General features: G+C 56.2%; 19 protein-coding genes and 3 pseudogenes. 11 read left to right on the top strand and 11 right to left on the bottom strand.

Annotation, left to right across the window (positions count from 1 at the left end):
- On the top strand, positions 1–621 hold the full coding sequence (locus tag H9L05_RS11495; protein ID WP_187731126.1) for a hypothetical protein: 621 nt from the start codon (positions 1–3) through the stop codon (positions 619–621).
- A 19-nt stretch (positions 622–640) separates the two neighbouring features.
- Here the strand turns inward: H9L05_RS11495 and H9L05_RS11490 are convergent, their stop codons facing one another.
- The 4 genes and pseudogenes from H9L05_RS11490 to H9L05_RS26850 all read right to left on the bottom strand — a co-directional run bounded on the left by H9L05_RS11490 (position 641) and on the right by H9L05_RS26850 (position 4,050).
- Positions 641–862, bottom strand: a complete 222-nt coding sequence (locus H9L05_RS11490; protein ID WP_187731125.1) for a hypothetical protein — start codon at positions 860–862, stop codon at positions 641–643.
- Positions 832–1,305 (bottom strand): DsbA family protein, encoded by a 474-nt coding sequence (locus H9L05_RS11485; RefSeq protein ID WP_187731124.1) that lies wholly within the window; start codon positions 1,303–1,305, stop codon positions 832–834. The genes H9L05_RS11490 and H9L05_RS11485 overlap by 31 nt, the downstream gene beginning before the upstream one ends.
- A 469-nt stretch (positions 1,306–1,774) precedes the next feature.
- Positions 1,775–2,872: pseudogene (rho, locus tag H9L05_RS11480) on the bottom strand (transcription termination factor Rho); the annotation flags it as partial.
- An 8-nt stretch (positions 2,873–2,880) separates the two neighbouring features.
- Positions 2,881–4,050 (bottom strand): Rho termination factor N-terminal domain-containing protein, encoded by a 1,170-nt coding sequence (locus tag H9L05_RS26850; RefSeq protein WP_394368420.1) that lies wholly within the window; start codon positions 4,048–4,050, stop codon positions 2,881–2,883.
- Positions 4,051–4,468: 418 nt separating this feature from the next.
- Here H9L05_RS26850 and serS point away from each other — a divergent pair.
- Positions 4,469–5,744 (top strand): annotated as a pseudogene (gene serS / locus H9L05_RS11470) (serine--tRNA ligase).
- Positions 5,745–5,844: 100 nt separating this feature from the next.
- On the opposite strand, the gene H9L05_RS11465 reads toward serS, so the two are convergent.
- The 5 genes from H9L05_RS11465 to H9L05_RS11445 all read right to left on the bottom strand — a co-directional run bounded on the left by H9L05_RS11465 (position 5,845) and on the right by H9L05_RS11445 (position 10,431).
- The gene (locus H9L05_RS11465) at positions 5,845–6,117 is read right to left on the bottom strand and encodes a UBP-type zinc finger domain-containing protein (protein WP_187731123.1); all 273 of its coding nucleotides are present in this window, start codon (positions 6,115–6,117) and stop codon (positions 5,845–5,847) included.
- 19 nt (positions 6,118–6,136) lie between these two features.
- Positions 6,137–6,556, bottom strand: a complete 420-nt coding sequence (locus H9L05_RS11460) for an OsmC family protein (RefSeq protein ID WP_223284376.1) — start codon at positions 6,554–6,556, stop codon at positions 6,137–6,139.
- Positions 6,557–6,738: 182 nt separating this feature from the next.
- Positions 6,739–7,395 carry a hypothetical protein gene (locus H9L05_RS11455; protein WP_187731121.1) on the bottom strand — a complete coding sequence of 219 codons (657 nt, stop codon included), beginning with the start codon at positions 7,393–7,395 and terminating at the stop codon, positions 6,739–6,741.
- A 166-nt stretch (positions 7,396–7,561) separates the two neighbouring features.
- On the bottom strand, positions 7,562–8,650 hold the full coding sequence (locus tag H9L05_RS11450; RefSeq protein ID WP_187731120.1) for a glycosyltransferase family 9 protein: 1,089 nt from the start codon (positions 8,648–8,650) through the stop codon (positions 7,562–7,564).
- A gap of 29 nt (positions 8,651–8,679) precedes the next feature.
- The gene (locus tag H9L05_RS11445) at positions 8,680–10,431 is read right to left on the bottom strand and encodes a DNA polymerase/3'-5' exonuclease PolX (protein ID WP_187731119.1); all 1,752 of its coding nucleotides are present in this window, start codon (positions 10,429–10,431) and stop codon (positions 8,680–8,682) included.
- A gap of 839 nt (positions 10,432–11,270) precedes the next feature.
- Here H9L05_RS11445 and H9L05_RS11440 point away from each other — a divergent pair.
- From H9L05_RS11440 to H9L05_RS11425, 4 genes are all read left to right on the top strand, one after another.
- A complete protein-coding gene (locus tag H9L05_RS11440) occupies positions 11,271–11,510 on the top strand; it encodes a hypothetical protein (RefSeq protein ID WP_187731118.1) in 240 nt (79 codons plus the stop codon).
- 128 nt (positions 11,511–11,638) lie between these two features.
- Positions 11,639–12,046, top strand: coding sequence for an EVE domain-containing protein (locus H9L05_RS11435; RefSeq protein ID WP_187731117.1), 408 nt, complete (start codon positions 11,639–11,641; stop codon positions 12,044–12,046).
- 216 nt (positions 12,047–12,262) lie between these two features.
- Positions 12,263–13,792, top strand: coding sequence for a hypothetical protein (locus H9L05_RS11430; protein WP_187731116.1), 1,530 nt, complete (start codon positions 12,263–12,265; stop codon positions 13,790–13,792).
- Between the two features lie 66 nt (positions 13,793–13,858).
- Entirely contained in the window at positions 13,859–14,428 is a 570-nt protein-coding gene (locus H9L05_RS11425) for a DUF4252 domain-containing protein (protein ID WP_187731115.1), read from the top strand.
- 445 nt (positions 14,429–14,873) lie between these two features.
- Here the strand turns inward: H9L05_RS11425 and H9L05_RS11420 are convergent, their stop codons facing one another.
- Together H9L05_RS11420 and H9L05_RS11415 are read right to left on the bottom strand one after the other, a co-directional pair.
- A complete protein-coding gene (locus tag H9L05_RS11420; protein WP_187731114.1) occupies positions 14,874–16,364 on the bottom strand; it encodes an OmpA family protein in 1,491 nt (496 codons plus the stop codon).
- Positions 16,365–16,697: 333 nt separating this feature from the next.
- Complete coding sequence (locus H9L05_RS11415; RefSeq protein WP_187731113.1) at positions 16,698–17,987, bottom strand: aminopeptidase P N-terminal domain-containing protein; 1,290 nt, start codon at positions 17,985–17,987, stop codon at positions 16,698–16,700.
- 321 nt (positions 17,988–18,308) lie between these two features.
- Here H9L05_RS11415 and H9L05_RS11410 point away from each other — a divergent pair, with 321 nt between their 5' ends.
- The 5 genes and pseudogenes from H9L05_RS11410 to H9L05_RS11390 all read left to right on the top strand — a co-directional run bounded on the left by H9L05_RS11410 (position 18,309) and on the right by H9L05_RS11390 (position 22,756).
- Entirely contained in the window at positions 18,309–19,349 is a 1,041-nt protein-coding gene (locus H9L05_RS11410) for a glycosyltransferase family 9 protein (RefSeq protein WP_187731112.1), read from the top strand.
- A gap of 184 nt (positions 19,350–19,533) precedes the next feature.
- Positions 19,534–20,766: a M16 family metallopeptidase gene (locus H9L05_RS11405; RefSeq protein WP_187731111.1), complete on the top strand. Its 1,233-nt coding sequence runs from the start codon at positions 19,534–19,536 to the stop codon at positions 20,764–20,766.
- A gap of 9 nt (positions 20,767–20,775) precedes the next feature.
- The gene (locus tag H9L05_RS11400; RefSeq protein ID WP_187731110.1) at positions 20,776–21,264 is read left to right on the top strand and encodes a YDG/SRA domain-containing protein; all 489 of its coding nucleotides are present in this window, start codon (positions 20,776–20,778) and stop codon (positions 21,262–21,264) included.
- A gap of 45 nt (positions 21,265–21,309) precedes the next feature.
- Entirely contained in the window at positions 21,310–22,116 is an 807-nt protein-coding gene (locus tag H9L05_RS11395) for a DUF4184 family protein (RefSeq protein ID WP_187731109.1), read from the top strand.
- Positions 22,113–22,756 (top strand): annotated as a pseudogene (locus H9L05_RS11390) (O-methyltransferase). Before H9L05_RS11395 ends, H9L05_RS11390 begins: the two are co-directional and overlap by 4 nt.
- Positions 22,757–22,863 lie beyond the last annotated feature (107 nt).

Genomic DNA, 22,863 nt, shown 5'->3' with positions numbered 1-22,863 from the left:
ATGCGTCATTTCCTATGCTCGGCTTTCCTGCTCATAGTGCTCGGAGCATGCTCCCGGCCCGATTCCACTCAGATAGAGTCGTCGGATACGGCGAGTGCGACTGCTCCGGCCGAGCCCATGGACACGACCCGCGCGCCAGCCGTCAATGCTCAATCGGACACGCTCAAAACGGTGCAGCGGCGGCGACGCTTTTCCTCCCCTTCCACCGACGATGAATTTAAGCTGGTGCTGCGCGGTCCTTCGCTGCTGGCCGGCGAAGCGACTTTTACCATCACCAATTCCAGTGGCGAAACGATTTTTCGGGAGGTGCTTTCTGCCGCCGATCTGGAGGCGTCGATGGTGTATGAGATGAAAAACAGCACCGCCACGCAGGCTGAGCGCGAAGCATTTGTGCGCCGCCGCATGGACGAGTTTTTTGCCGACAAAAACTTCCGCACGCCGGCCGTTACCGCCAAAGACACTTACCAAGCCGGCACCATCGACCGCACCACCTGGGACGACCTGCGCCGCCGCCCCGATTCCATTGGCTTTCAGTATTTAGTTGGCAAAGAAGACGGCCGCCGTATTGCCTGGTCGCCGATCAAACAGCAGGTGGTACGAATTGGCAGCATCGGCGGCTGACACGCAGTCTAAAGTTGCATTACTGCTCTTCTGCAGCCTGCTGCAAGGCCTGTCGCACGGCTTTGCTGAAGGCTTCATAGGGCTGAAAACCCCGCGCCAGCACGTAGCCCTGCTGGCCCACGCGCAGTATCGTCGTTGGGAAGCCTTGGACGTCAATGCGCTCCACGGCCGCAAACTCTTGGCGGGTCGCCGTGGCTGTTTCGGGGAGCACTAAGCGGCGCTCAAACTCGGCTGCATCCACATCATAAGGGCAATCAGCGCCGAATAGATAGCTGGGTCATTCAAATCCAAGCCATGAAAATAATGCGCCTGCTGGATGTCGTGGGCAAAATCAATGACACGGCTGGGGTCACTATTCAGCTGGCGAAAAACGGTGAGGGCGCGGCAGGGTGGCTCGGAGCTCTGAATAACGCTGCCTTCCTCTCCTAACATACGATACGCTTCACCAAAACGCACTCCAGCCGCCCGCTCCACATCCTGTAGGGCGTTTTTGATGTAATTCCACTTGGCTCGCAAAGGAGCTACTCGCTCGCCGGTCACCATCCCACCGCTGAGCACAGACACCTGAATCTGGCCCGCCATTTCGGTGCGCACGCGCTGGATTACGGGCGTCATGCCATAGCACCAGCCGCAAAGCGGATCAAAGATGTACAGCAGTTCGGGGAGGTCGGGCGTGTTTTCCATGTTTCAAAGTACCGCCTTGTGCGGGCGTGGTGCAAATGCTGATATATTTACTCATTCCTGCCTTTGTAATTGATTGACAATATGAATGATTTGCAGAACCGTGCTCTCAAAAGCTCATTTGCTCTATCATTTTTATACGTCGGGCTAGGAACAGCAAGTGTTATATGCCTATACCCTCCACTCTATGGGGATTGGGTAATGTTAGGATTGTTGGTAACACTACCAGTTAGCTTCATTGGTTTTGGAATAGCATATATGGAGCCTGATAATTATGCTGAAATTTTGTTAGCGCAGGCTGTGGTATTCTGTGTGTTTTGGTTCATCGTATACCGAATCATGTTGACAAAGTATTCAAGAACTTAAGTCGGTTCATGTACTTGACTTTTTACTTGATGGTACAACCAATCTGCAAGCACAAAAAAGCCCCCCAAATAGTATCCGGGGGCTTTTTTCATATTTAAGAAACACGTTAGCCGTTCATCGACATCAAGAACTCGTTGTTGTTCTTGGTGTCTTTGATGCGGTCTTTCAGGAATTCCATAGCTTCTACGGCAGTCATGTCGGACATGAACTTGCGCAGTACCCAAATGCGGCTGAGTTCTTCCTTGCCCATGAGTAGGTCTTCGCGGCGAGTGCCGGAAGCTGGTACGTCGATGGCTGGGAAGATGCGCTTGTTAGCCAGTTTGCGGTCCAGCTGCAATTCCATGTTGCCGGTACCTTTGAATTCCTCAAAGATAACCTCGTCCATTTTGGAGCCAGTCTCGATCAGTGCCGTGGCGATAATGGTCAGCGAGCCGCCATTTTCTACGTTACGGGCCGCACCGAAGAAACGCTTGGGCTTGTGCAACGCATTGGCATCCACACCACCCGACAGAATTTTGCCCGAAGCCGGCTGCACCGTGTTGTAAGCGCGGGCCAGACGGGTAATAGAGTCCAAGAGGATAACTACGTCGTGGCCGCACTCTACAAGGCGCTTGGCTTTGTCCAAAGCAATGCTGGCAATCTTCACGTGGCGGTCGGCCGTCTCGTCGAAGGTAGAGCTAAGCACCTCAGCTTTCACCGAGCGCGCCATATCCGTTACCTCTTCCGGCCGCTCATCGATCAGCAGGATAATGAGATAAACCTCGGGGTGGTTTTCGGAAATAGCGTTGGCAATTTCCTGCAACAGAACCGTCTTACCGGTTTTGGGCTGGGCCACAATCAGACCGCGTTGGCCTTTGCCAATCGGTGCAAACAAATCCAGAATGCGGGTACTGAGCAGGCTGGACTTGGTCGTCAGCTTCAGGCGCTCCTCCGCAAACAGCGGCGTAAGGTTGTTGAACGGAATTCGGTCGCGCGCTTCTTCCACCGTGCGGCCGTTGATGCTTTCTACCCCAACCAGCGCAAAGTATTTTTCGCCTTCGCGGGGCGGGCGAATCGTGCATTTTACCGTGTCGCCAGCCTTTAAGCCAAACTGCTTTACCTGCTGTGGTGCCACATAAATATCGTCGGGCGAGGCGAGGTAATTGTAGAAAGGTGAGCGCAGGAAGCCGTAGCCACCATCGGGCATAAGCTCCAGCGTGCCTTCGCCATCCACTACAATGTCAAAGTCGTTGCGCGGGCGCTGCGGCTGGCCAGCGGGCTGCTGACCACCATCAGGGCGCGGGGCGCGCTGCTGGTCGCGGGCCGCAAAGCGGTCATCGCGGCGCTGCTGGTCGCGGCCTTCCCGCGGCTCCCGATTTTCACGCGGCTCACGGTTTTCTCTTGGTTCGCGGGGCTCGCGCAACTCCCGTGGCTCCCGGTTTTCGCGGGGCTCTCGTAGTTCGCGGTTATCCCGCGGGGCATCGCGTAGTGGGCGCGGCTCCCGGTTTTCGCGGCTATTATCGCGCGGTTCGCGGGGCTCCCGGAATTCCCGCGGCTCGCGGTTTTCGCGTGGCGCATCGTTACGGTATTCACGCTCGCGCGGGCCGTCGGTGCGGGGCTCACGCTGCTCCCTAGGTTCGCGGGGCTCGCGGACGTCGCGGTATTCGCGCTCGCGGGGGCAGTAGGATGATCGGTGCGCGGCTCGCGTGGTGCATTAGGCGCAAAGGAAACAGGAGCAGCAGGCGTTTCGGAGTGCGCCTCGGCAGCAGCCTCTACGGCACCTTCCGGCGTCAGAGAAGCGGGCACGTCGCCCCCCGATGTGTCAATGCCATTGGCGACACCATTCAAAGTCGTAGTGGGTGCTACTTCTTCGGTGCGGGTGCGCTCAACACCATTGCGCAGGCGGCGCTCAGGTCGTTGGTACAACTTTACGGGCCGGGCGGCACCCGCGTCAGGCAGGAGTTCGGTGTCGGCAGCTACAGTAGCCTCTGCGGGAGCGGCTACGGCAACTGGTGCATCGGCCAGCGCTAGCTCAGGCGCCGGAGTTGCAGCAGGAGCCACAGCCAAGGCAGCATCGGCAGCAGCAACAGGCGCTGGAGCGGCACTACGGGTAGCGCGGGCGCGGGCTGGAGCCGGACGCGCAGCGGGAGCCGCAGGTGCGGCGGCCGGTACAGCATCGGCTTCTGCTACATCCGAAAAGGGCAGCTCAGCTCCATTTTTAGCGCTGGCGGGCTTTATCATCTTCTGGGGAAGCTGATCGGCGGGAATAATGGCCTGCTGATCGAGAATCTTATAGATCAGATCCTGCTTGCTGAGCTTTTTGAAGTTACCGACCTTCAGCTCTTCCGCTATTTCTTTTAGCTCGGAAAGCAAACGGTCCTTCAATTCTTCAATATTGTACATAAACTAAACTAGGAGGAAAACGGGCAGAAGGGGGGTGGAGATACCAGACAAGAATGGATAGGGAGCAGCACGGGCCAACCGGGGCATAAAGGGCAACCGCAGCGCGGTGCGAAGCACAGAAGACGTAGGAAATGGGGTACTCGGGAGGCGCTGGAAATAAAAGCGGGCCGTACGCGAGCAAAAAATACTGCGGACCCGGCATCAGCCGCCGGCTTGTTGTCGCAATGTTAGACTAATACGGGTAAACCGCCAAATCAGATATGCTTTTTTTCGGGCTATTCGCCACGATAGTAAGGACATTAGCGCTGTCGTAATGGTTCGCAGCGGCGCATTTACCTACGCGGCGTCTTCTGGTCAGCCTTGATATTTACGCCTGCTTCGAATACAAAAGCTTCCGCTACTTCCCTACTTTTGCCTTATGCTGCAAGTTTCCGTTTTAAAAGAACACACCGACCTCGTGCTGGCCGGCCTGGCCAAAAAGCACTATCCCACCGCTGAAGCCGACGTTACGGCCATTCTCAACCTCGATCAGCGCCGCCGCCAGCTGCAAACCGCCCACGACTCGGCCCAGGCGGAAGCGAATGAGCTGGCTCGCCAGATTGGTGGCTTGATGAAAAGCGGCAATAAAGCCGGTGCCGAGGACCTGAAAGCCCGTACGGCCGCCCTCAAAGCGGATATAAAAACCCACGCCGACGAGCTGGGCCAGGTAGAAATTGCTTTGCAGCAGCTGTTGCTTAAGCTGCCCAACCTGCCCCATAGCAGTGTGCCCACGGGCCGCACGCCGCAGGATAATGAAGTAGTATCGGAGCATGGCGCTAAGCCCGATTTGCCCCCACGGCCCTCCCCCACTGGGATTTGATAAAGAAGTACGACATCATCGACTTCGAGCTGGGCAACAAGATAAGCGGCGCTGGCTTCCCGGTATACAAGGGACAAGGCGCCCGCTTACAGCGCGCGCTTATCAACTTTTTTCTGGATGAAGCGCGGCAGGCTGGCTACTTTGAAGTGCAGCCGCCCATCTTGGTAAATGAAGCCTCGGGCTACGGCACCGGACAGCTCCCCGACAAAGACGGGCAGATGTACCACGACGCGCAGGATAATCTCTACCTGATTCCGACGGCCGAGGTACCCATCACGAACCTTTACCGCGACGAGATTATTGCCACCGATAAGCTGCCCATCCGGAACGCGGGCTACACGCCCTGCTTTCGGCGCGAAGCGGGCTCTTGGGGGCAGATGTACGGGGCCTGAATCGCCTGCACCAGTTCGACAAAGTAGAAATCGTTCAAATTTCTTTGCCTGAGCAGAGCTACGGTATTCTAGAAGAAATGCGGGCACACATTGAGGGCTTGCTGCAAAAATTGGAGCTTCCTTATCGCGTGCTGCGCCTCTGTGGCGGCGATATGAGCTTTACTTCGGCTCTTACCTACGACCTCGAAGTATGGAGTGCTGCCCAGGGCCGGTGGCTGGAAGTAAGCTCGGCTAGCAACTTTGAAACGTACCAGGCCAATCGTCTTAAGCTGCGCTACCGGGCAGAAGGCGGCAAAACGCAGCTTCTGCATACGCTCAATGGTTCGGCCCTGGCGTTGCCTCGTATTGTAGCCGCCTTGCTGGAAAACAACCAAACGGAGGACGGCATCAACCTGCCAAAAGCACTTCACAGCTACTGCGGCTTCGATAAGATCACGAATTAATTTTGTCATCAGCGCAAAAAAGCCCCCAGACTGCTTCTGGGGGCTTTTTTGCTGTAGGGATTGGCCGAATACGCGTTTACCCCTTGCCTCAGATCATGGCTTAATACTCAGCAAATGCACTATCAATGTAGCACCAGGCCCACCGCTCACCGGGCTCGGCGGAGGTAATAACGGGGTGATGGGTGGTGTGAAAGTGACGGGTGGCGTGCTTATTTTTGGAGTTGTCGCAGCAGCCCACGTGCCCGCAGGTCTGGCATACGCGCAGGTGCACCCACTGGTCGCCCAGGGCTACGCATTCAGGGCAGATATACTGCTTATCCTCGATAATCTCCGTTAAGCTACCAAGGTGACTGCAAGGCGGTTTAGCTTCCATATAAGAGGTTTTAGGAGAATCAGTTGCTTTCGGGCACCAGCTGAGTTCTGATGCGCAAGCCACTCATCAGGGTTTTCTGCACAGGGCACTTCTGCGAAATTATTTCCAAGCGTTGGCGCTGCTCCGGCGTGAGCGGCCCCACCAGCCGCAGTTCTTTCTCTACTTCCTCCAGCATCTGGCCTTCCTGCTCACACTTATCACAGTCGGTGCGATGTACCCGCTGATGGCGCAAGCGCACTTCTATTGCTTCCAGGGGCCATTTTTTCTGGTCGGCGTAGAGGCGCAGGGTGATGGCGGTGCAGGCGCCCAGCGCCGCGAGCAGCATATCGTAGGGCGTTGGTCCTCGGTCTTCGCCACCTACCCCTTCGGGCTCATCCAGCACAAACGTATGGCGTCCGGCCTGCACATCAGCTAACAGGGCATCAGAACCAACTTTCACAAGAACGGACTTAACAGAAGCATCAGCCATAGTATCAGGAATAGATAGGAAAGCTATAATTTACTCTTTTTCTCCCTCATTTATCCCGCTACGATAAAGTTCTATAAACATGGAGGGCTGCTCCCGCCCATTAGCAGAAACAGCCCTCCTGGTCCCGACACGAAGGTCGGATATGCTACACCTTAGGATTTAGGCGTGTAAGGAAACTTCTTTGAAGCATTGCGCATCAGCATGTTCACCATGCCTTCCGTCGAGCTTCCCACCGAGCCAGCGGCTACGTAGTCGTACTTCCACAGCAGCTTACCGGCATCCGACTCGTGAATATTGACGGTTATATTGGCCTGGTTGGTAGCGCCCCAAGCGCCCACCAACACGCCCACGGCCAAGGCAGCGCCGTCGCTCATGGGCTTGGTGGTGCGTACGCTGGTGGTCAATACAGCATCTACACCTAGTGCTGCAGCTAACTCCTGGGCCGAATGCGTGCGCAGCTCGCTATATGGAATCTGCAACTCGCGCAGCTTCGCGTTTGTCTGCGTCACATCCTGAAACTCGACGGTATAGCCGCGCTGCTGGCTGCGGCGCAACAGCCAGGCATAGATTTTTTCCTGAAAGTCGATGCCGCTTTTATACTCCAGCTCGCTATGCTGCTCCGGCGTCGTGTGGCGCGCCTGATTAGGCCGTAGCTGCATTGTTACGGCAGCGGGCAGAATGGCTACCGTTTTGTGTTTTGGGGCATAAGCACGAAAGTCATTAGCCAGATAAATGTTAGGTCCGCAAGCCGTGCATAAGAACAGCATAACCAAGGTGAGGGCGCGAGCCCCAAATGTAAAAAGACGCATAAATTGAGTAAAAGAAGGAAGGGTTAGAATATGGTTTTATCGACAAAGCAACAATTTATTTGCAACTTTTAAAACAACATATTCGTATATGGCCTTCTTTTTTTATTCCGTCTTAATATTTGCCTCTCAGCGGGCTTTTTAAAGGATAAACAGGGCGCGACACAATCTAGGTGCGGGCGGGCAGGCGACTATCAGCGGCCATCGTGGGTGGGGGCAAATCCAGATCGAATTGAATTTCGCGCATACACTTGAAGTGACCCAGGGGGCATTTTTCGTAGCCAATCTTGGAGCACGGCCGACACGAAAGCCCCGGCCTTTCCAGAATGCGGAATTCGGTGCGGTAAGGATACATACCAAACTCCGGCACCGTATTTCCCCACACGCTGAAGATCTCCTTTTTAAAGGCCGCCGCAATGTGCATCAGGCCCGTATCGTGGCTTACTACGAGCTGAGCTTGTTTTACCAGCGAGGCCGATTGATTGAGCGAATAGTGCCCGCAGGCATTATAAATAATGGTTGTTGGAGCAGTAACAGTACTCGGTTCGGACGGAAAGTAATAAGGGCTGTCGGGGACTTTGCGCGCAAGCGGTGGCGAGACAGCAGCTTGCTTGGCAAACGCCAGCCCCACCACATGGCCCGTCGTTTCGTCCTCGGGGCCACCAAGCAGCACCACCGGCCGGCGCAGCAATCCGCACAACTCGATAATGCGGTCCACGGGCAGGCGCTTGGTAGCATGCTGCGCCCCGATAGCAAAGGCCACGTAACCCCGCTGAAAGCCCGCCGGGAGCATATTTAGGTTTACCTCATCCTTAGCCGGAATAAAATAATCCAGCCCCTGACCATCATTGCGCACCCCCAGAGGCGAGGCCGCAGCCAGGTAGCGGTCCACGATGTGCAGCTGGGGCATGGTATTGATCTTCAGGTTCACCAGCAGCCACTTACGCACATTCAGCTTATCGAAGCTCGAAGCGGGCACTCCCAAACGCAGCTTCAGCAGGCGGGTGCGCAGGTTATTGTGCAGGTCGATGATGTAGTCGAAACGCTCGGCTTTCAGCTCGTTTACCAGCTCCGTGAGCGAACCAGTAAGATAATGCGCCTTATCCACGTACGGATTCGGCTCGATGATACTGCGGTAGGACGGCTTGGTACAAAAATGCACCTGCGCACCCGCCAACTGCTGTTTTAGCGCCCGCACCACGGGTGTTGTCAGCACAATGTCGCCGATGGAGGAAAAGCGCAGAACGAGAATCTTCATAAGCTATTTAACGGCAGCCCGCGCCCCCGTTAAAACAAGGTCGTTTTAAACTCTTCGGCCGGCTTAATCTTGGCTTTTCGCTCTGCAAAGTACGTGGCTACTTCCTCCCTAGACATGGCATTAAACGTCATTTCCTTTGTCAGGCCGCCTTTGCGCCCCATAAATACGCCGTAGCGCATATCCGCGTAGCCCTTGGTATGGTGCGCATCGGGGTTGATGCTCAGCTTCACGCCTTGATCAAGGGCGTAGCGCACCCAGCGCCAGTCAAGGTCAAGCCGCCACGGATTGGCGTTTATCTCAATGATAACCTGGTGCCGGGCACAGGCATCGATAACGGCTTTATAGTCAATCGGGTAGCCTTCGCGGCGCAGCAGCAGACGCCCGGTCGGGTGGCCCAGCATCGTACAATACGGGTTCTCAATGGCCCGAAGCATGCGTGTGGTAGCGCGGGCTTCGTCCATTTTGAGGTTGCTATGCACCGACGCCACCACAAAGTCAAACGACGCCAGCACCGAGGGTTGGTAATCCAGGGCACCATCGCCGAGAATGTCGCTTTCAATGCCCTTAAAAATGCGGAAGGGCGCAAGCTCTTTGTTCAACTCGTCTATTTCGCGGTGCTGCTGGCGCACCCGCTCCGGGCTGAGGCCGTTGGCATAGTGTGCAGCCTGCGAGTGGTCACAGATGCCCAAATACTCGTAGCCTTCATCCCGCAGAAACTCCGCCATTTGGCGCAGCGTGTGCGCCCCGTCGGAGTAGTTGCTGTGGTTGTGCACGCTCCCACGCAGGTCGGCATCTTCCAGCAGCTTAGGCAGCTTATGCTCTTTGGCTAATGTCAGTTCACCGAGGCCTTCCCGCAACTCAGGCTCTACGTATTGGAGGCCAGCTTTTTCATAAATAGCCGTTTCCTGGTAGAAGCGCTCCTTTTTTAGCAGCTGCCGCAACGTAGCCGGCTGGCCATGCGCGGCCTGGGGGGCAAATATCTCCGACAAATGGGCTTCGGCGCCAGTCAGCAGAAAAAGCTGATTTGTAAAATCATCCTTGGCTACCAGCAGCACTTCCACTTTTACGCCGGATGCCGTAGCCGTGCCACGCCACGCAAACGGCCCCGAACGCGCGGGGTCGGCGGTAAGGCCATCGAGGGAGTTCAGCAGCTTGTGGGCTTTCTCGGGCTGAGTGGTGGCCGCTACCAGCACCACGTTTTCCACTACTTCCAGGCGGCGGCGCACCTCCCCCGCCACGGCCACAGACTCCGTAAATAATGCCTCCTGCAAAAGAGCAATCAGTTCATCGGCTAGCTCTTCGGCCTGCGGATACAGCAGCTTGCCCCGACTTTGGTCGTTGAATTCGAGGGCTTGCAGAATGGCGTCCTGGGTTTTTTTGCCGAATCCTTTGAGCTTACTTACCTCGTCGCGCTCGGCGGCGGCACGCAGGGCGTCTGGGCTTTCTACGCCCAGCTCGCGCCACAGCGCCCGAATCTTTTTGGGGCCGATGCCTTTGATATTCAGCATCTCAACCACACCGGGCGGCGTGATGCTCAGCAGGCGCGTGAGCTCTTCAAAAGTGCCGGTATCCAGCATTTCGGCCACGCGGGCGGCGGCGGTTTTGCTCAGGCCCGTGCGGTCGGGCAGGCCGGTACGCTCTACTTCGGCCACCGAAAACTCGAGGCGTTCGAGGGCAGCAGCGGTGCCTTCATAGGCCCGGATTTTAAACGAATTTTCGTCGTGCACTTCCAGCAGCGAGGCCGCTAGGCGGAAGGCGCGAATCAGGGCGCGATTGTCCAAAACAGAAGCAGAATTTGCCCCCCAGCGGGGATGGAGAAGGAAAGTAAAGGTACAGGGTTGGGAAATATTATGTTTTAAATAATACGGGGGAATAAAGGCCAATAGGCTTTTCGGGTACAACTATTGATGGTAAAATGAAAGCCTTTAATTTACTCGCTCATTCCTCACTCTTACGCTGTTGCTATGCGCCTGTTTTCTCTGCTTTGCTGCCTGAGCGTGCTGCTGCTAGCCGTGACGTGTAAACCCGACCCACGCAAGTCGCCGCAGCTGCTTCTGCTCGAAGGTACTTGGCTGCACGCGCACGAGGAGGATGTGGAGGATATAGAAGTGTACCGGCCTAATACGTATTCGTTTGCCCCTTCGCGGGCCGTACCGGGTTCAACTTCGAGCACAATGGCCTTTTTACACAATACGACATTGCTCCTACGGACGGGCTTGAAGGTCATAAAGGCCAGTGGAAAGCCGAAGGTGAGTCAGTACTTCGCATCACTTTCGATAATCCGGAGGAGGCAGGCTACAGGCTCGAAATTGTATCGCTGGAAAAGGATTTATTTAAAATTCGTCGTTTGCCGCAATAGCCTTGCAACCTTTCGTTTCGTCTGCGGCTCCTGGTACTGTTCTATTATATATTCAATTATGCGCATTTCTATCCTTTCGCTCCTGACCGCTTTTGTAGCGCTGGTATTGGTGGCCTGTACCGAAAACGTAGGCGATCTGATGAGGCTGAATCCGGAGGGACCGACGGGGCCGCTCTACGGCCGCTCCTGGTACAACTCGCACGAAGCCCGCCCCGGCGATACCGTTATTTATCGGCCCCAGGGCTACATAATGCCCCCAGCGTGCCGCGCTACGGTCCGGTTTATCTGGATGGGTTGCGCTTCGATAAGGATGGGCAGTTTACGTTTTACACCTTCGGCCCCGCTGATGCTCCGGAGGCGCATATTGGTCGCTGGGAGCCAATGGAGGAAAACCAGGATATCCTGACGATGACGCTAGAAAACACGGAGCTGCGCCCTCCATTCCGGTTGCGCGTGCTGCGCGTGGAGAACGACAAGCTGGTTGTGTTGCGCCTGCGCTAAGCACTTTCCTACGACTGTTGGGGGCAAAAAAGCCCGGCAAAAGCGAATCTAGAGAAATTTAGGCCGTCTTTTGCCGGGCTTTTTAGCGTGTAGTTTTTTCTGAATTTCCGGCTGACTTATTTTTTGAAGTGAATTACTGGCTTGTTAAATCCGAACCCGCAGCCTACTCTTGGGCTGACTTTGTGCGCGATGGGCACACCCACTGGACTGGCGTCCGCAACTTCCAGGCCCGCAACTACCTCCAACAAATGCAGCCCGGCGACCTCGTGCTGTTCTACCACAGCGTAACCGATAAAACCGTGGTCGGGCTGGCCGAGGTAGCCGCGCCTGCCGCTCCCGATGCCACCGCGCCACCCGAAAGCGGCTGGGTAGCCGTTGCGTTGCGTCCGCACCAGCCCCTCCCCCGCCCCGTATCCCTGGCGGCCATTAAGCTCGACGCGCGCCTCAGTCAGATTGGACTGCTGCGGCAGTCGCGTCTGTCCGTGATGCCGTTGCGCAGTGAGGAGTTTGATGTAGTGCTGGAGCTGGGCAGCTAAGCCCCGAAACGCAGATACTTTGAAAAGCCTGTCTACTGTCCGTAGAACAGGCTTTTTCGCTTAATTATGGGCTGGAGGGCTTTTTTTGGCGTGGCCTGTTTGCTGGCGGCTGAATCAGGCATAAAAAGCCCCCCAACAACAAGCTGCACCACATGACTTTACGCCGTCTTCGTCGTATCTTACTAAGCGTCACAGCGAATAGGGCGCATGTCAGCTATGAAAAATATAATAGTCGGGTGGCTCGGAATGATGGCGCTGGTGGTAGCATGGCAGCCAGTAGCCGCCCAGGAGCCCGAGACGTCCATCGTTCCCGCCCAGCCCGCCCGCCTGGAGTTGCCTTTCACTCAATATGATACGGATGTGCACGTGCTGGCCATCCCCGAGGACAGCAGCGTGGTGATGCTGGTGGAGAAGGACGTTTTTATTGGCTCACGCACTAGCTACACCTTCCACAAATATGACCACCAGCTCAAGGATCTGGGCACGCGGAATGTGGAGATTCCGATCGAGTACGAGTTCAAGCTGATGAGTGCCGAGGCCACGGCGGTGTACGCGCTGTTTCAGTCGCGCTACGCCCCGGAGCGCTTGCTGGTAGCGGGCCTCGATGGTCGCACCGGCGACGTGGCTTTGGTTAAGTTCGATACGGAGGTGACGCGCGATGTGCTGGACCAGAAAGTACTGGCAGGCAATCTGTTCGTGACGGTGCTCCTGGATCAGCACATGACGGTAGTGAAGCTGGATATGAAAACCGGCAAGCACCAATTGCTGCCGTCGGTGTACGAGCCGCTTTCCACGGAACTCACCTTTCTCACCGACTCCGCAACTAAGCGCGCCGAGGTAATTATGCGGCAGTCGAACGGGGTGAAATCGCGCTTGCAGCTAAAGCAGCTTTCCGCCGATGGCGAATTGATTAATTCGGAGTTTGTTCAGACCGAGAGTGAGCGCAGCCTGATAACGGCGCAAGTCAGCCTCGGCGACAGCTCCGACCGTATGTTGGCCGGCACCTACACCCTCCGCGACCCGCGCTATTCTCAGGGCATTTTTTCGGCTGATCTGACGGCGGGTACCACCCCCACGGGCGTCCGGCACTCCCTGCGTTTCTATGATTTTACGCGTCTGAAGCACTTTTTCGATTACCTGAAGCCAGCTAGGGCCGCCCGTATTCGGCAGCGCAGTCAGGAGCGGCGCGCGGCCAACCGGGAGCTGCCGCTGCGCTACCGCCTGCTCGTGCACGACTTAATGCCTTTCCAAAACGGCTACGTGCTGGTGGCGGAGGTGTATTATCCGCGCTACCGCAGCGACAGTTACGGCCCCGGCATGGTAGGCACCCGGTACCGGCAGTTCGACGGATACCACACCACCCACGCCATTGTGTGCGGCTTCGATCGGCGTGGCAACCTACTCTGGGACAACACTTTCGTCCTGAAAGATGTGGAATCGTATGAGTTGGAAGAAACAGTGCGGCTGCGGCCCATGCCCGATGGCCAGCGCCTCGTGATGACCTATCTGGAAGAGGAAAATATCCACTACAAAATCATTGACCGCAGCTTACCAACACCCAATGATCTGGTGGTGCCTTTGCAGCCTGCTAACCCGGAGGTTAAGGAGAAGCTGAGCAGCACCAACTACGAGGGCATGCAAGCGTGGTACGGCAGCCGGTTCTTGGCATTCGGCTATCAATACGTGCGCGCTCACCGGGGCGCGGGCCGCGACGTTTTTTTTCTGAACACTGTTTCCTTCGATTAGAGCCTCCGTTCGAACGGGCTGCCGCCAAGCTACGTATGGGAGCCAAACCACCTTTGCTCCCTCCCTATGTATACCAAACTACGTCTGCTTTCGCTCGTCGCCGTAATGGGCCTTGTTCTCACGGTAAGCTGCCGCACAAGCGGCCCCGAAACCCCAGCCCGTACGGTTGCTGAGTTTTTTCGCAAATACGAGAACCGCTCCGGCTTCAAGGCAACCACCTTATCGGCTGGCTTTACCACCCGGCTGCTGCTGGCACGCCTGGGCAAGCTGGGGGGCAATAATGAGCTAGCGCAGGCGCTGACCTCGGTACGCGAGATTAAAATGCTCACCTTCACCCCTACCACCGATCGGGCCCAGCGCCTGGTGGCGGATGGCCTCAATAAGGAAGTAGACGGCCTGCTGGCCAGCGAGCGATACACGTCCATTCCCGTATCCGCCGATTCGGCCAGCACGACTATTACGCGCTACGCCATCCGCCAGCAAGGCGACCGGGTACCGGAGCTCGTGGCTACCGGCAACGTAGAAGCCGTGCCCGAATCCTTTGCTTTGATAGCCGTATCCGGCAATTTCACCCGTTCTCAGGTTGATGAGCTGATAAAGTTTCTGCCCGGCGCCGTTGGTGAACTAACCCAGTAGAAACCGTATTTATTCATTGCCAAAAAAGCCCCCAGAGAATTCTGGGGGGCTTTTTTGGCTATAATATTGTGTGAACGGGGCACAGCCACTACGCGTCTCTATCCCGTTCGCAAAGCTGCTATATCTAAGAGTGTAAAAGCTATGGTAGTCAGCTTTAATAGATTCTTTAAGTCCTGAAGCAACCCGGTTTGCAAATCAGCTTATTGCGATGAAAGCCTAAGCTACGCCTCAGAGACACGAAAGCTATAACCCGCTAGTTACTAGTTACCGAGGCTGGCTGCCACAAACTCATTGTGTTGTTGATCAGTATTTAAAAAAAACAAAAAGCCCCCCAGAACATCCTGGGGGCTTTTTTACAGATATGCATACTACATGCCAGCAGCCACGACAAAAAAAGCGGCGGACCTGTGGGTCCGCCGCTTTTTGGGCTAAAGCAGGTCAGCGATTAAGGCTGAGGCTGGCTTGGGATGTAGAACTCGAAGGTGAACTCTACACGGCGGTTCTTAGCCATGCCGGCAGCCGAAGTGTTCGGTGCAGCGGGCTGATCTTCGCCGAAGCCTACCGTAGTGATACGGTTCGGATCAACTGTCTTGCCAGTGAAGTAGCGCTTGGCCGAGGCTGCACGACGCTCCGACAGACCTTGATTGTACTCATTCGTACCGCGGCTGTCAGCGTGACCAGCAATGCGGAGGCTATACTCGGGGTATTGCTCCAGAATCTTGATCATGTTGTCAAGCGTGCCATACGACTGGCGACGAATCACCGTGCTGTTGGTTTCGAACTGTACTGGACGTACTTTCTGCATCAAAGCAGGGTCAATTACGCGGCAGCCAGTAGAGTCTACCGTAGCGCCGGTTGGCGTGCCAGGGCACTTATCAACGTTGTCTGGGATACCGTCACCGTCTTGGTCGAGGTTTACAGGGCAGCCTGTAGCATCAACTTGAGTACCGGCAGGGGTGTCTGGGCAAGTGTCATTCTTATCAGCTACACCGTCGCCATCAGCGTCAGGGCAACCACGGAGTGCAGCCGTACCAGCTTGGTCTGGGCACTCATCTTCTGAGTCACGTACACCGTCGTTATCACGGTCTGGGCAACCTTCTAGGTTAGCCAAGCCTTTCTCGGTGGGGCACTTGTCCTGGTAATCCGGTACACCGTCGCCGTCACCATCTAATGGGCAACCAGCTTCGTCCACGGCTACGCCGGCTGGAGTGGCGGGGCACTTGTCTTTGCGGTCTGGCACACCGTCCATATCCTCATCCTTGGGCTTGCCAAAGTTGTAAGTGATACCGGCTGAGTGCTGGAGGTAGCGGTCATTCAGATCGCCTTTATCCACGTTGTCAATCGTGTTGGTCAGGCCGTAGATCTGGCCCGTCTGCACGAAGATGCCGAAGGAGGGGGAGAAGTTTAGGGCGATACCGGCCGCGCCGTGCAAATACGCCGCGTAGTGGTCTTTGTTGCCTTGGAAGGTTTCGCCCCCGGTGCCCGTGTTGATGAACTTATCCGAGGAGGCAATCATCAAACCCGGCGCTAAGCTCAGGTAAGGAGCAAAGATGGCGTCCTCTTTCAGGGCCCAGCCGTTGTTGAGCTTGAACTTGATGGGCACCCCAATCGTGGTCACGTTGGCGTCGAAGCGGCGGATAGCGGGGGCCAAATCCTCAATGGGCTTGAGCGTCTTGGTCGAGAACTTCATGTCCCCGTAGTTGGCCGACAGGCCGATGTCCAGGCCCGGCGTCAGGTAACGCGAGAGCGTGATGCCTCCGCCGCCTTCGATCTTGTCGGACTTGAACCACTCCGAGCCCAGGTCGCCGTGGTATTGCAGGGTGCTGCCGTAAAGGCTAATGCCGGTCTTGCGGTCCGCGCTTTGAGCGTGACCCTCGGGGGCCGCTGCTACCAGCGCTAATCCCAAGACCGCAGATTTTGCTAGAAGGTGTCTCATAGCATACAGGTTAGGTGAAAACATTTTCTTTGGTTTTAGCAGCTTATTCCGGGTTGAATGAGAGCCTTAACTGACTGCCTATACTTTCCATTACGAATAAGGTTGTTGTTGCGACCTCAAATGGGGGGCATTTTTCTGAACTTATTTCTACCAAAACAGCGTTTCCGCCTGATTTTCAGGCTTGCCTATGCGATAGCAAAGGAATATTTATCTTTTTTAATTTTCAAAAAAACTGGTTTTACCCGTTGGAGCGCTCACAAAAAAGGGGCGTTCCTTCACGAAACGCCCCTTTTTCAGGCTTACTGTTGAGCCTTACTTCGCCTGCTCATCTTCTTACTTGCCCATGAGGTGCTCGATGTCGGCAACTTCCAGCGGAATAGAAGCCATTAAATCTTCGGGCTGGCTGCGGGTAATCAGAATATCATTCTCCAGCCGAATACCCAGTCCTTCCTCCCGAATGTAGATACCCGGCTCGCAGGTGTACACCATGCCCGGCTCAAACGTGCGGTATTTGCCCCCCACGTCATGCACATCGAGCCCGAGGTAGTGCGAGGTGCCGTGCATAAAGTATTTCTTGTAGAGCGGCGCGGCCGGATCTTGGTTTCGAACATCGGCCTCATTGAGCAGATCCAGCTTAATCAGCTCCTGCTCCATGTGCTTGCCCACGGCCGCGTGGTAGTCTTCAATGTTATTGCCGGCTACCAGGTTTGAGGTAGCAAACTTCATGACGGACAGCACGGCCTCGTACACATCACGCTGGCGCTTGGTGAAGGTGCCATTCACAGGAATGCTGCGCGACAGGTCGGCGGCGTAGTTGCCGTATTCGGCCCCGAAGTCGAGCAGCAGCACGTCGCCGTCCTGACACTGGCGGTCGTTGCTGACGTAGTGCAGAATGCAGGCGCTGGCGCCCGAAGCGATGATGCTGCCGTAAGCCGGGCCGCGCGAGCGGTTGCGCACAAACTCGTGCAGAATTTCGGCCTCAATCTCGTATTCCCACACGCCCGGCTTCACAAAGCCCAGCAATCGACGAAACGCCTTCTCCGTGATATTGGCCGCCTCGCGCATCAGCCGTATTTCCTCCTGGCTCTTGATGGCCCGCAGATGGTGCAGCAGTGGCGCGGCGCGGCGGTATTGATGCAGCGGATATTTGGTTTTTATCTCCTTAATAAAGCGAGCATCGCGGGTTTCCACTTCTACCACCGCCCGGATGTGCTCATTGGTATTCAGGTACACATTCTCCGCCTCATTCATCAGAGCGTGCAGCACCTGCTGGAAGCTGTCGAGCCACAGAATGGTGCGGACACCGGAGTTGGCGCGGGCCTCATCTTTGGTCAGCTTGTAGCCTTCCCAGATGAGGATATGCTCGCTGGTTTCCTTCAAAAACAGTATTTCGCGGTATTGCGGCAGCTTGGCATCAGGAAACAGCAGCAGGATGCTCTCCTCCTGATCGACGCCGGAAAGGTAGAACAGGTCATTATTTTGCCGAAAAGCCATTGTGCCGTCTGCATTGGTGGGCATGGTGTCGTTGGCGTGAAAAATGGCCATTGACGCCGGCAGCAGCTGTTGAACGAAATTGCGGCGATTTTCAATAAAAAGCTGGGGATCAAGAGGTCCGTAACGCATAGGACGGGCTAGGTTTAAGGGAATGGGAAGAGGCGCCGGGGCGCGGTTGCAAGTTAGGGGAATGCAGGTAGCGCGAGGCTTCCGTTTCGTGCACCGTCGAACAATAGTTGTTTGGATACTCCGGCCCGTCATGATCCAAACGACCCGCGAAGCAGAAGCTTCGCGCTACTTTCTGCCATAGCCTGGTGGCTGCACTTTATGTAGGCTATTTAGTGTTATGCTCCTAAAATCAACCTTATGATCTCTTTGAGCTTGCCATAAGCTTGTATCCTATGGCAGCTTGGGTATTTTCGCCCCCGCTCTATCCGCTTTTCGCTTCTAATGCCGCCCAAGTCGCACCCGCGCCGCGCCATTCTGCTCATCCAAACCGCTTTCATTGGCGATGTTATTCTGGCCACAGCCTTACTGGAAAGACTGCGCCAGACTGAGCCGAATACGCCCGTCGATTTTTTGGTCCGTAAGGGCAACGAGGGCCTCATAGAACAGCACCCGCACGTGCGCGACGTGCTCATCTGGGACAAGAAAAACCATAAGTACCGCGACCTGTGGCGCTTGCTGCGCACCATCCGGGCCGGCGACTACGAGCGGGTTATCACGTTGCAGCGCTTTGCCTCCACGGGCTTTCTTACCGCATTCTCGGGCGCACCCAAGCGCATCGGCTTCGATAAAAATCCGCTTTCGTTTGCCTTTACGCAGGTTACGCCCCACCTCATGGGTCAGGGAATTCATGAGGTAACGCGCAACCTTCACTTGCTTTACCCCGAGTCCGAAGCCCCGCTTACGCCGCCCCGCCTTTTCCCCACGCCCGCCGATGAGGCCACCGTGGCTCCGTATATAAGCCGGGGGCCGTACGTGTGCATTGCGCCTACGTCAGTGTGGTTCACCAAGCAGTTTCCGGAGGAGCAATGGCTGAAGCTGCTCCGGGCCTTACCGCCTCATTATAGTGTGTATCTGCTGGGCGCAACCTCCGACAGCGCCGTGTGTGAGCGCCTGCGCCAGGAAAGCGGACGAGACAGCGTCGTGAACCTGGCGGGTCAGCTTCCCCTGCTGGCGTCGGCGGCGCTGATGCGCGGGGCGGTACTTAATTACGTGAACGACTCTGCGCCTCTGCACCTGTGCTCCGCGATGGGCGCGCCTACGTGCGCCGTCTTTTGCTCTACCGTCCCGTTTTTTGGCTTTGGGCCCCTGAGCCCGTTTTCGCGGGTGGTCCAGATTGAGGAAGAGCTAGATTGCCAGCCCTGCGGCCTGCATGGCTACAAAAAATGCCCCCTGGGTCATTTTTACTGCGCCCGTGGCATCCAAACGCAGCAGCTCATTGAGGCACTGACGGAGGCCGAGGCGTGGGCGGCCGCTCAGCACTAAGGCGAATGAACTTCGTTGCGGGGGGCTTTTTTGTACCTTTGTGCCCCTTCCAATCATTCCAGAAAATAGAAGGAAACCAGTCGAGCCCGTAGCTGGTTATTACTAGTTGGGGGGCAAATTTGTGGCCGCGTTCAGCCATTTTGCCCTCTGCTGTTTCCAAGACAAGACTCCAAGCCCGTATTAAATGGCCGATTACGATTTGCACGAATTGCCGAACGGCATCCGCGTGCTGCACAAACAAGTACTGCACACCAAAATCGCGCACTGCGGCTTCCTGCTCGATATTGGCTCGCGTGATGAGGATTTGCACCAGCTAGGGCTGGCTCACTTCTGGGAGCACATGGCGTTCAAAGGCACCGAAAAGCGCCGCTCTTTCCATATTCTCAACCGCCTCGAAACCGTGGGGGGCGAATTGAACGCGTATACTACCAAGGAAAAAATCTGCTTTTACGCCTCGCTGCTCAGCACGCACTTCGAGCGCGCCTTCGAGCTGCTCACCGACCTCACCTTTCACTCCATATTCCCGGAGCGCGAGATTGAAAAGGAGCGCGGCGTGATACTGGAGGAAATGGCCATGTACCACGACGCCCCCGAGGACGCCATCATCGACGACTTCGATGCCGTTATCTTTGGCAATCATGCCCTAGGCCACAATATTCTAGGCACCCGCCAGAGCGTTTCGGGCTTTCAGCAGCAGGACTTCCGCCAGTTTCTGATCGATAATATCCGCACTGATCGGCTGGTGTTTAGCTCCGTAAGTAATCTGCCGTTTACGGAAGTGAAGCGCCTGGCCGAGAAATACCTGGCGCCGCTGCCTGCTCGCCTGGGCCCACGGCCGCGCACGCCGTTTTCCTCGTATCAGCGGGTGGAGCAACTGGAGCGTAGGCCCATAACCCAGGCCCACTGCCTGATCGGGGGCCCGGCGTACGCCATTGAAGACCCACGCCGCATTCCGTTTTTCATGCTCACCAACATTTTGGGCGGTCCGGGCATGAACTCGCGCTTGAATCTGGGAGTGCGCGAAAAATACGGCCTCGTGTACACCATCGACGCTACCTATTCGCCCTACACCGACACGGGTATGTTTGGCATTTATTTCGGTACGGAGAAAAAGCAAGTGAAGCGTACCATAGCGCTGGTGCAGAAAGAGCTGAAAACCCTGCGTGAAAAGCCGCTTGGTTCCTTGCAGCTGCACACGGCCAAAGAGCAGCTTATGGGCCAGCTGGCCATGTCAGAAGAAAGCAACAGCGGCTTGATGCAGCTTCTGGGCAAAAGCACCCTCGACATTGGCCGCGTGGAGCCGCTCACCGAGATTTTTGACCGTATCCGCGCTATCACGGCTTCGGAGCTGAGCGAGTTGGCCAACGACGTGCTGCGCGAAGACAATCTGAGCGTGTTGCAGTACGTGCCGGAGTAAAGCGCCACGATGGCCAAGCAGCCTGCCACGTTTGGAGCAATTGCCGGTTTTCAGGAAGGATACGAGTTTCTGAACCGGCTGGAGCTGAGTGCTTCCGGTGTACACCGGCCTACCCGTGCCGGCATCGGAGCACGGAGCGGCTTAGGCGCCGAGTCGATTGTATTAGCCGAAGGGTACGAGGACGACGTAGACCTGGGTGACGTTATCCTCTACACGGGCCAGGGCGGGCGCAGCAGCTCATCGGGCCGGCAAGTGGCCGATCAAACCCTGACGGGCGCCAACCTAGAGCTGGCGCGCAGCCAGACTACCGGTCAGCCTGTGCGAGTGGTACGCCGTATGCAGAGTGCTGGGGGGCTTTTTTTCTACCGTTACGATGGGTTGTACCGCATCACGGCGCACTGGCAGGAAACGGGGAAATCAGGTTTCAGCATCTGGCGATTTAAGCTGGAGAAGCTGTCATCAACCCCCGTTCTTCCTAACTCATCAGCCCATATTTAAGTACGCTACATGGTTGTGCTTTCCTTCAGGTACTAACTTTTCATAATGCCCTTTACCCTTTCGCATCCGGCTATAGTATTGCCCCTGCTTTTCCGAACCCGTCGGTGGCTGTCGATAACGGGGTTGGTATTGGGCAGTATGGCCCCCGATTTCGAGTACTTTCTGCGCCTTAAGCCTTTCGGTTATTATGGCCACACGTGGGTGGGCCTATTCTGGTTCGATTTGCCGATGGGGCTACTGATTGCCGGCTTGTTTCATGGGGTGGTGAAACGTCCGTTGGTCCGCAGCCTGCCGTTGCTGTTGCGGGCGCGGCTGGGTCAGCTATCCGAGGAGCCTTGGCCCTTGCGTAATCTTTGGAGCGGACGGCTCATTCTGGGCATCTTAGCGGGTAGTCTGTCGCACATTTTCTGGGATGCCTTTACGCACAACAATAGCCCCGTTTCGGTAGGTATTGACTTTCTGAATCAGCAAGTAGGGCCACTTACGCTTTATCGATGGCTGCAATATGTGTTCTCCGTAATCGGCTTGCTGGCTATGGCCTGGTTTGTCTGGAAACTCCCGGTGCAGCCACGGCTGGTAAAAGCTACCAGCAAAATTCAGCGCTTGTTCTGGACGTTCACCGGTGCGCTGACGGCAATATTCTGGCTCACCTTTATGCTGATCCACGACACGTATTCGCGCAGCTTGCTCACTTACTTAATCGTGACGGGCATCAGCGCCATTAGCTTAGCCCTGCTTATTACCTCAACTTTGATGCGACGCTATTTTCAGCCTTCCAAGCAGGCCCGCGCCGCTCGCGCCCTGAAACGCAAAATTGCCCACGAACTCGCCCAAAAGCAGCCCCAACTGTGACCCCCGACGACGCACGCCACCAGTACGCCGAAGCCCATACCACGCCCGAGTCGGAGGTGCTGCGCCGCCTCAACCGCGAAACCCACGTGCAGGTGCTGGCGCCGCGCATGCTGTCGGGCCACCATCAAGGTCGGCTGCTGAGCATGATCAGCCACATGGTACGGCCCCGGCGCATCCTTGAAATTGGTACGTTCACGGGCTATTCGGCGCTTTGTCTGGCCGAAGGCCTCACGCCCGACGGCGAGTTGCACACCATTGAGCAAAATCCGGAGCTGGAAACCCGCATCCGGCGCTACGTGGCCGCCGCCGACCTCACCGAGCGCGTTCATCTGCACATTGGTGATGCCCGCGCCGTGCTGCCCACGCTCACCGAAACCTGGGATCTGGTGTTTATCGATGCCGACAAAATCAACAACGACGCCTACTTCGAGCTGGTCATTGGTCAGGTGCGCGCGGGGGCTTTTTGCTGATCGACAACGTGCTGTGGGGCGACAAAGTGCTGCCCTCCTATTCCGTAAAGCCCGCCGATAAAGACACCCATGCCGTTCGGGCCTTCAACGATAAGATACAGGCCGATCCACGGGTTGAAAACGTGTTTTTGCCCCTCCGCGACGGGCTGCTGCTGCTTCGCAAAATCTGATCTCAATAACTGGTCTCATTAGCTGAATGGCTTTCACCAGATTTTTTTATCTCTTTTAGAATTTCACAAAAAAGCCCCCAGAGTCGCTTCGGGGGTTTTTTTGTGAC

Source organism: Hymenobacter qilianensis, assembly GCF_014489555.1.
Classification (GTDB): domain Bacteria; phylum Bacteroidota; class Bacteroidia; order Cytophagales; family Hymenobacteraceae; genus Hymenobacter; species Hymenobacter qilianensis.
This window is presented reverse-complemented; position numbering and strand designations above follow the sequence as displayed.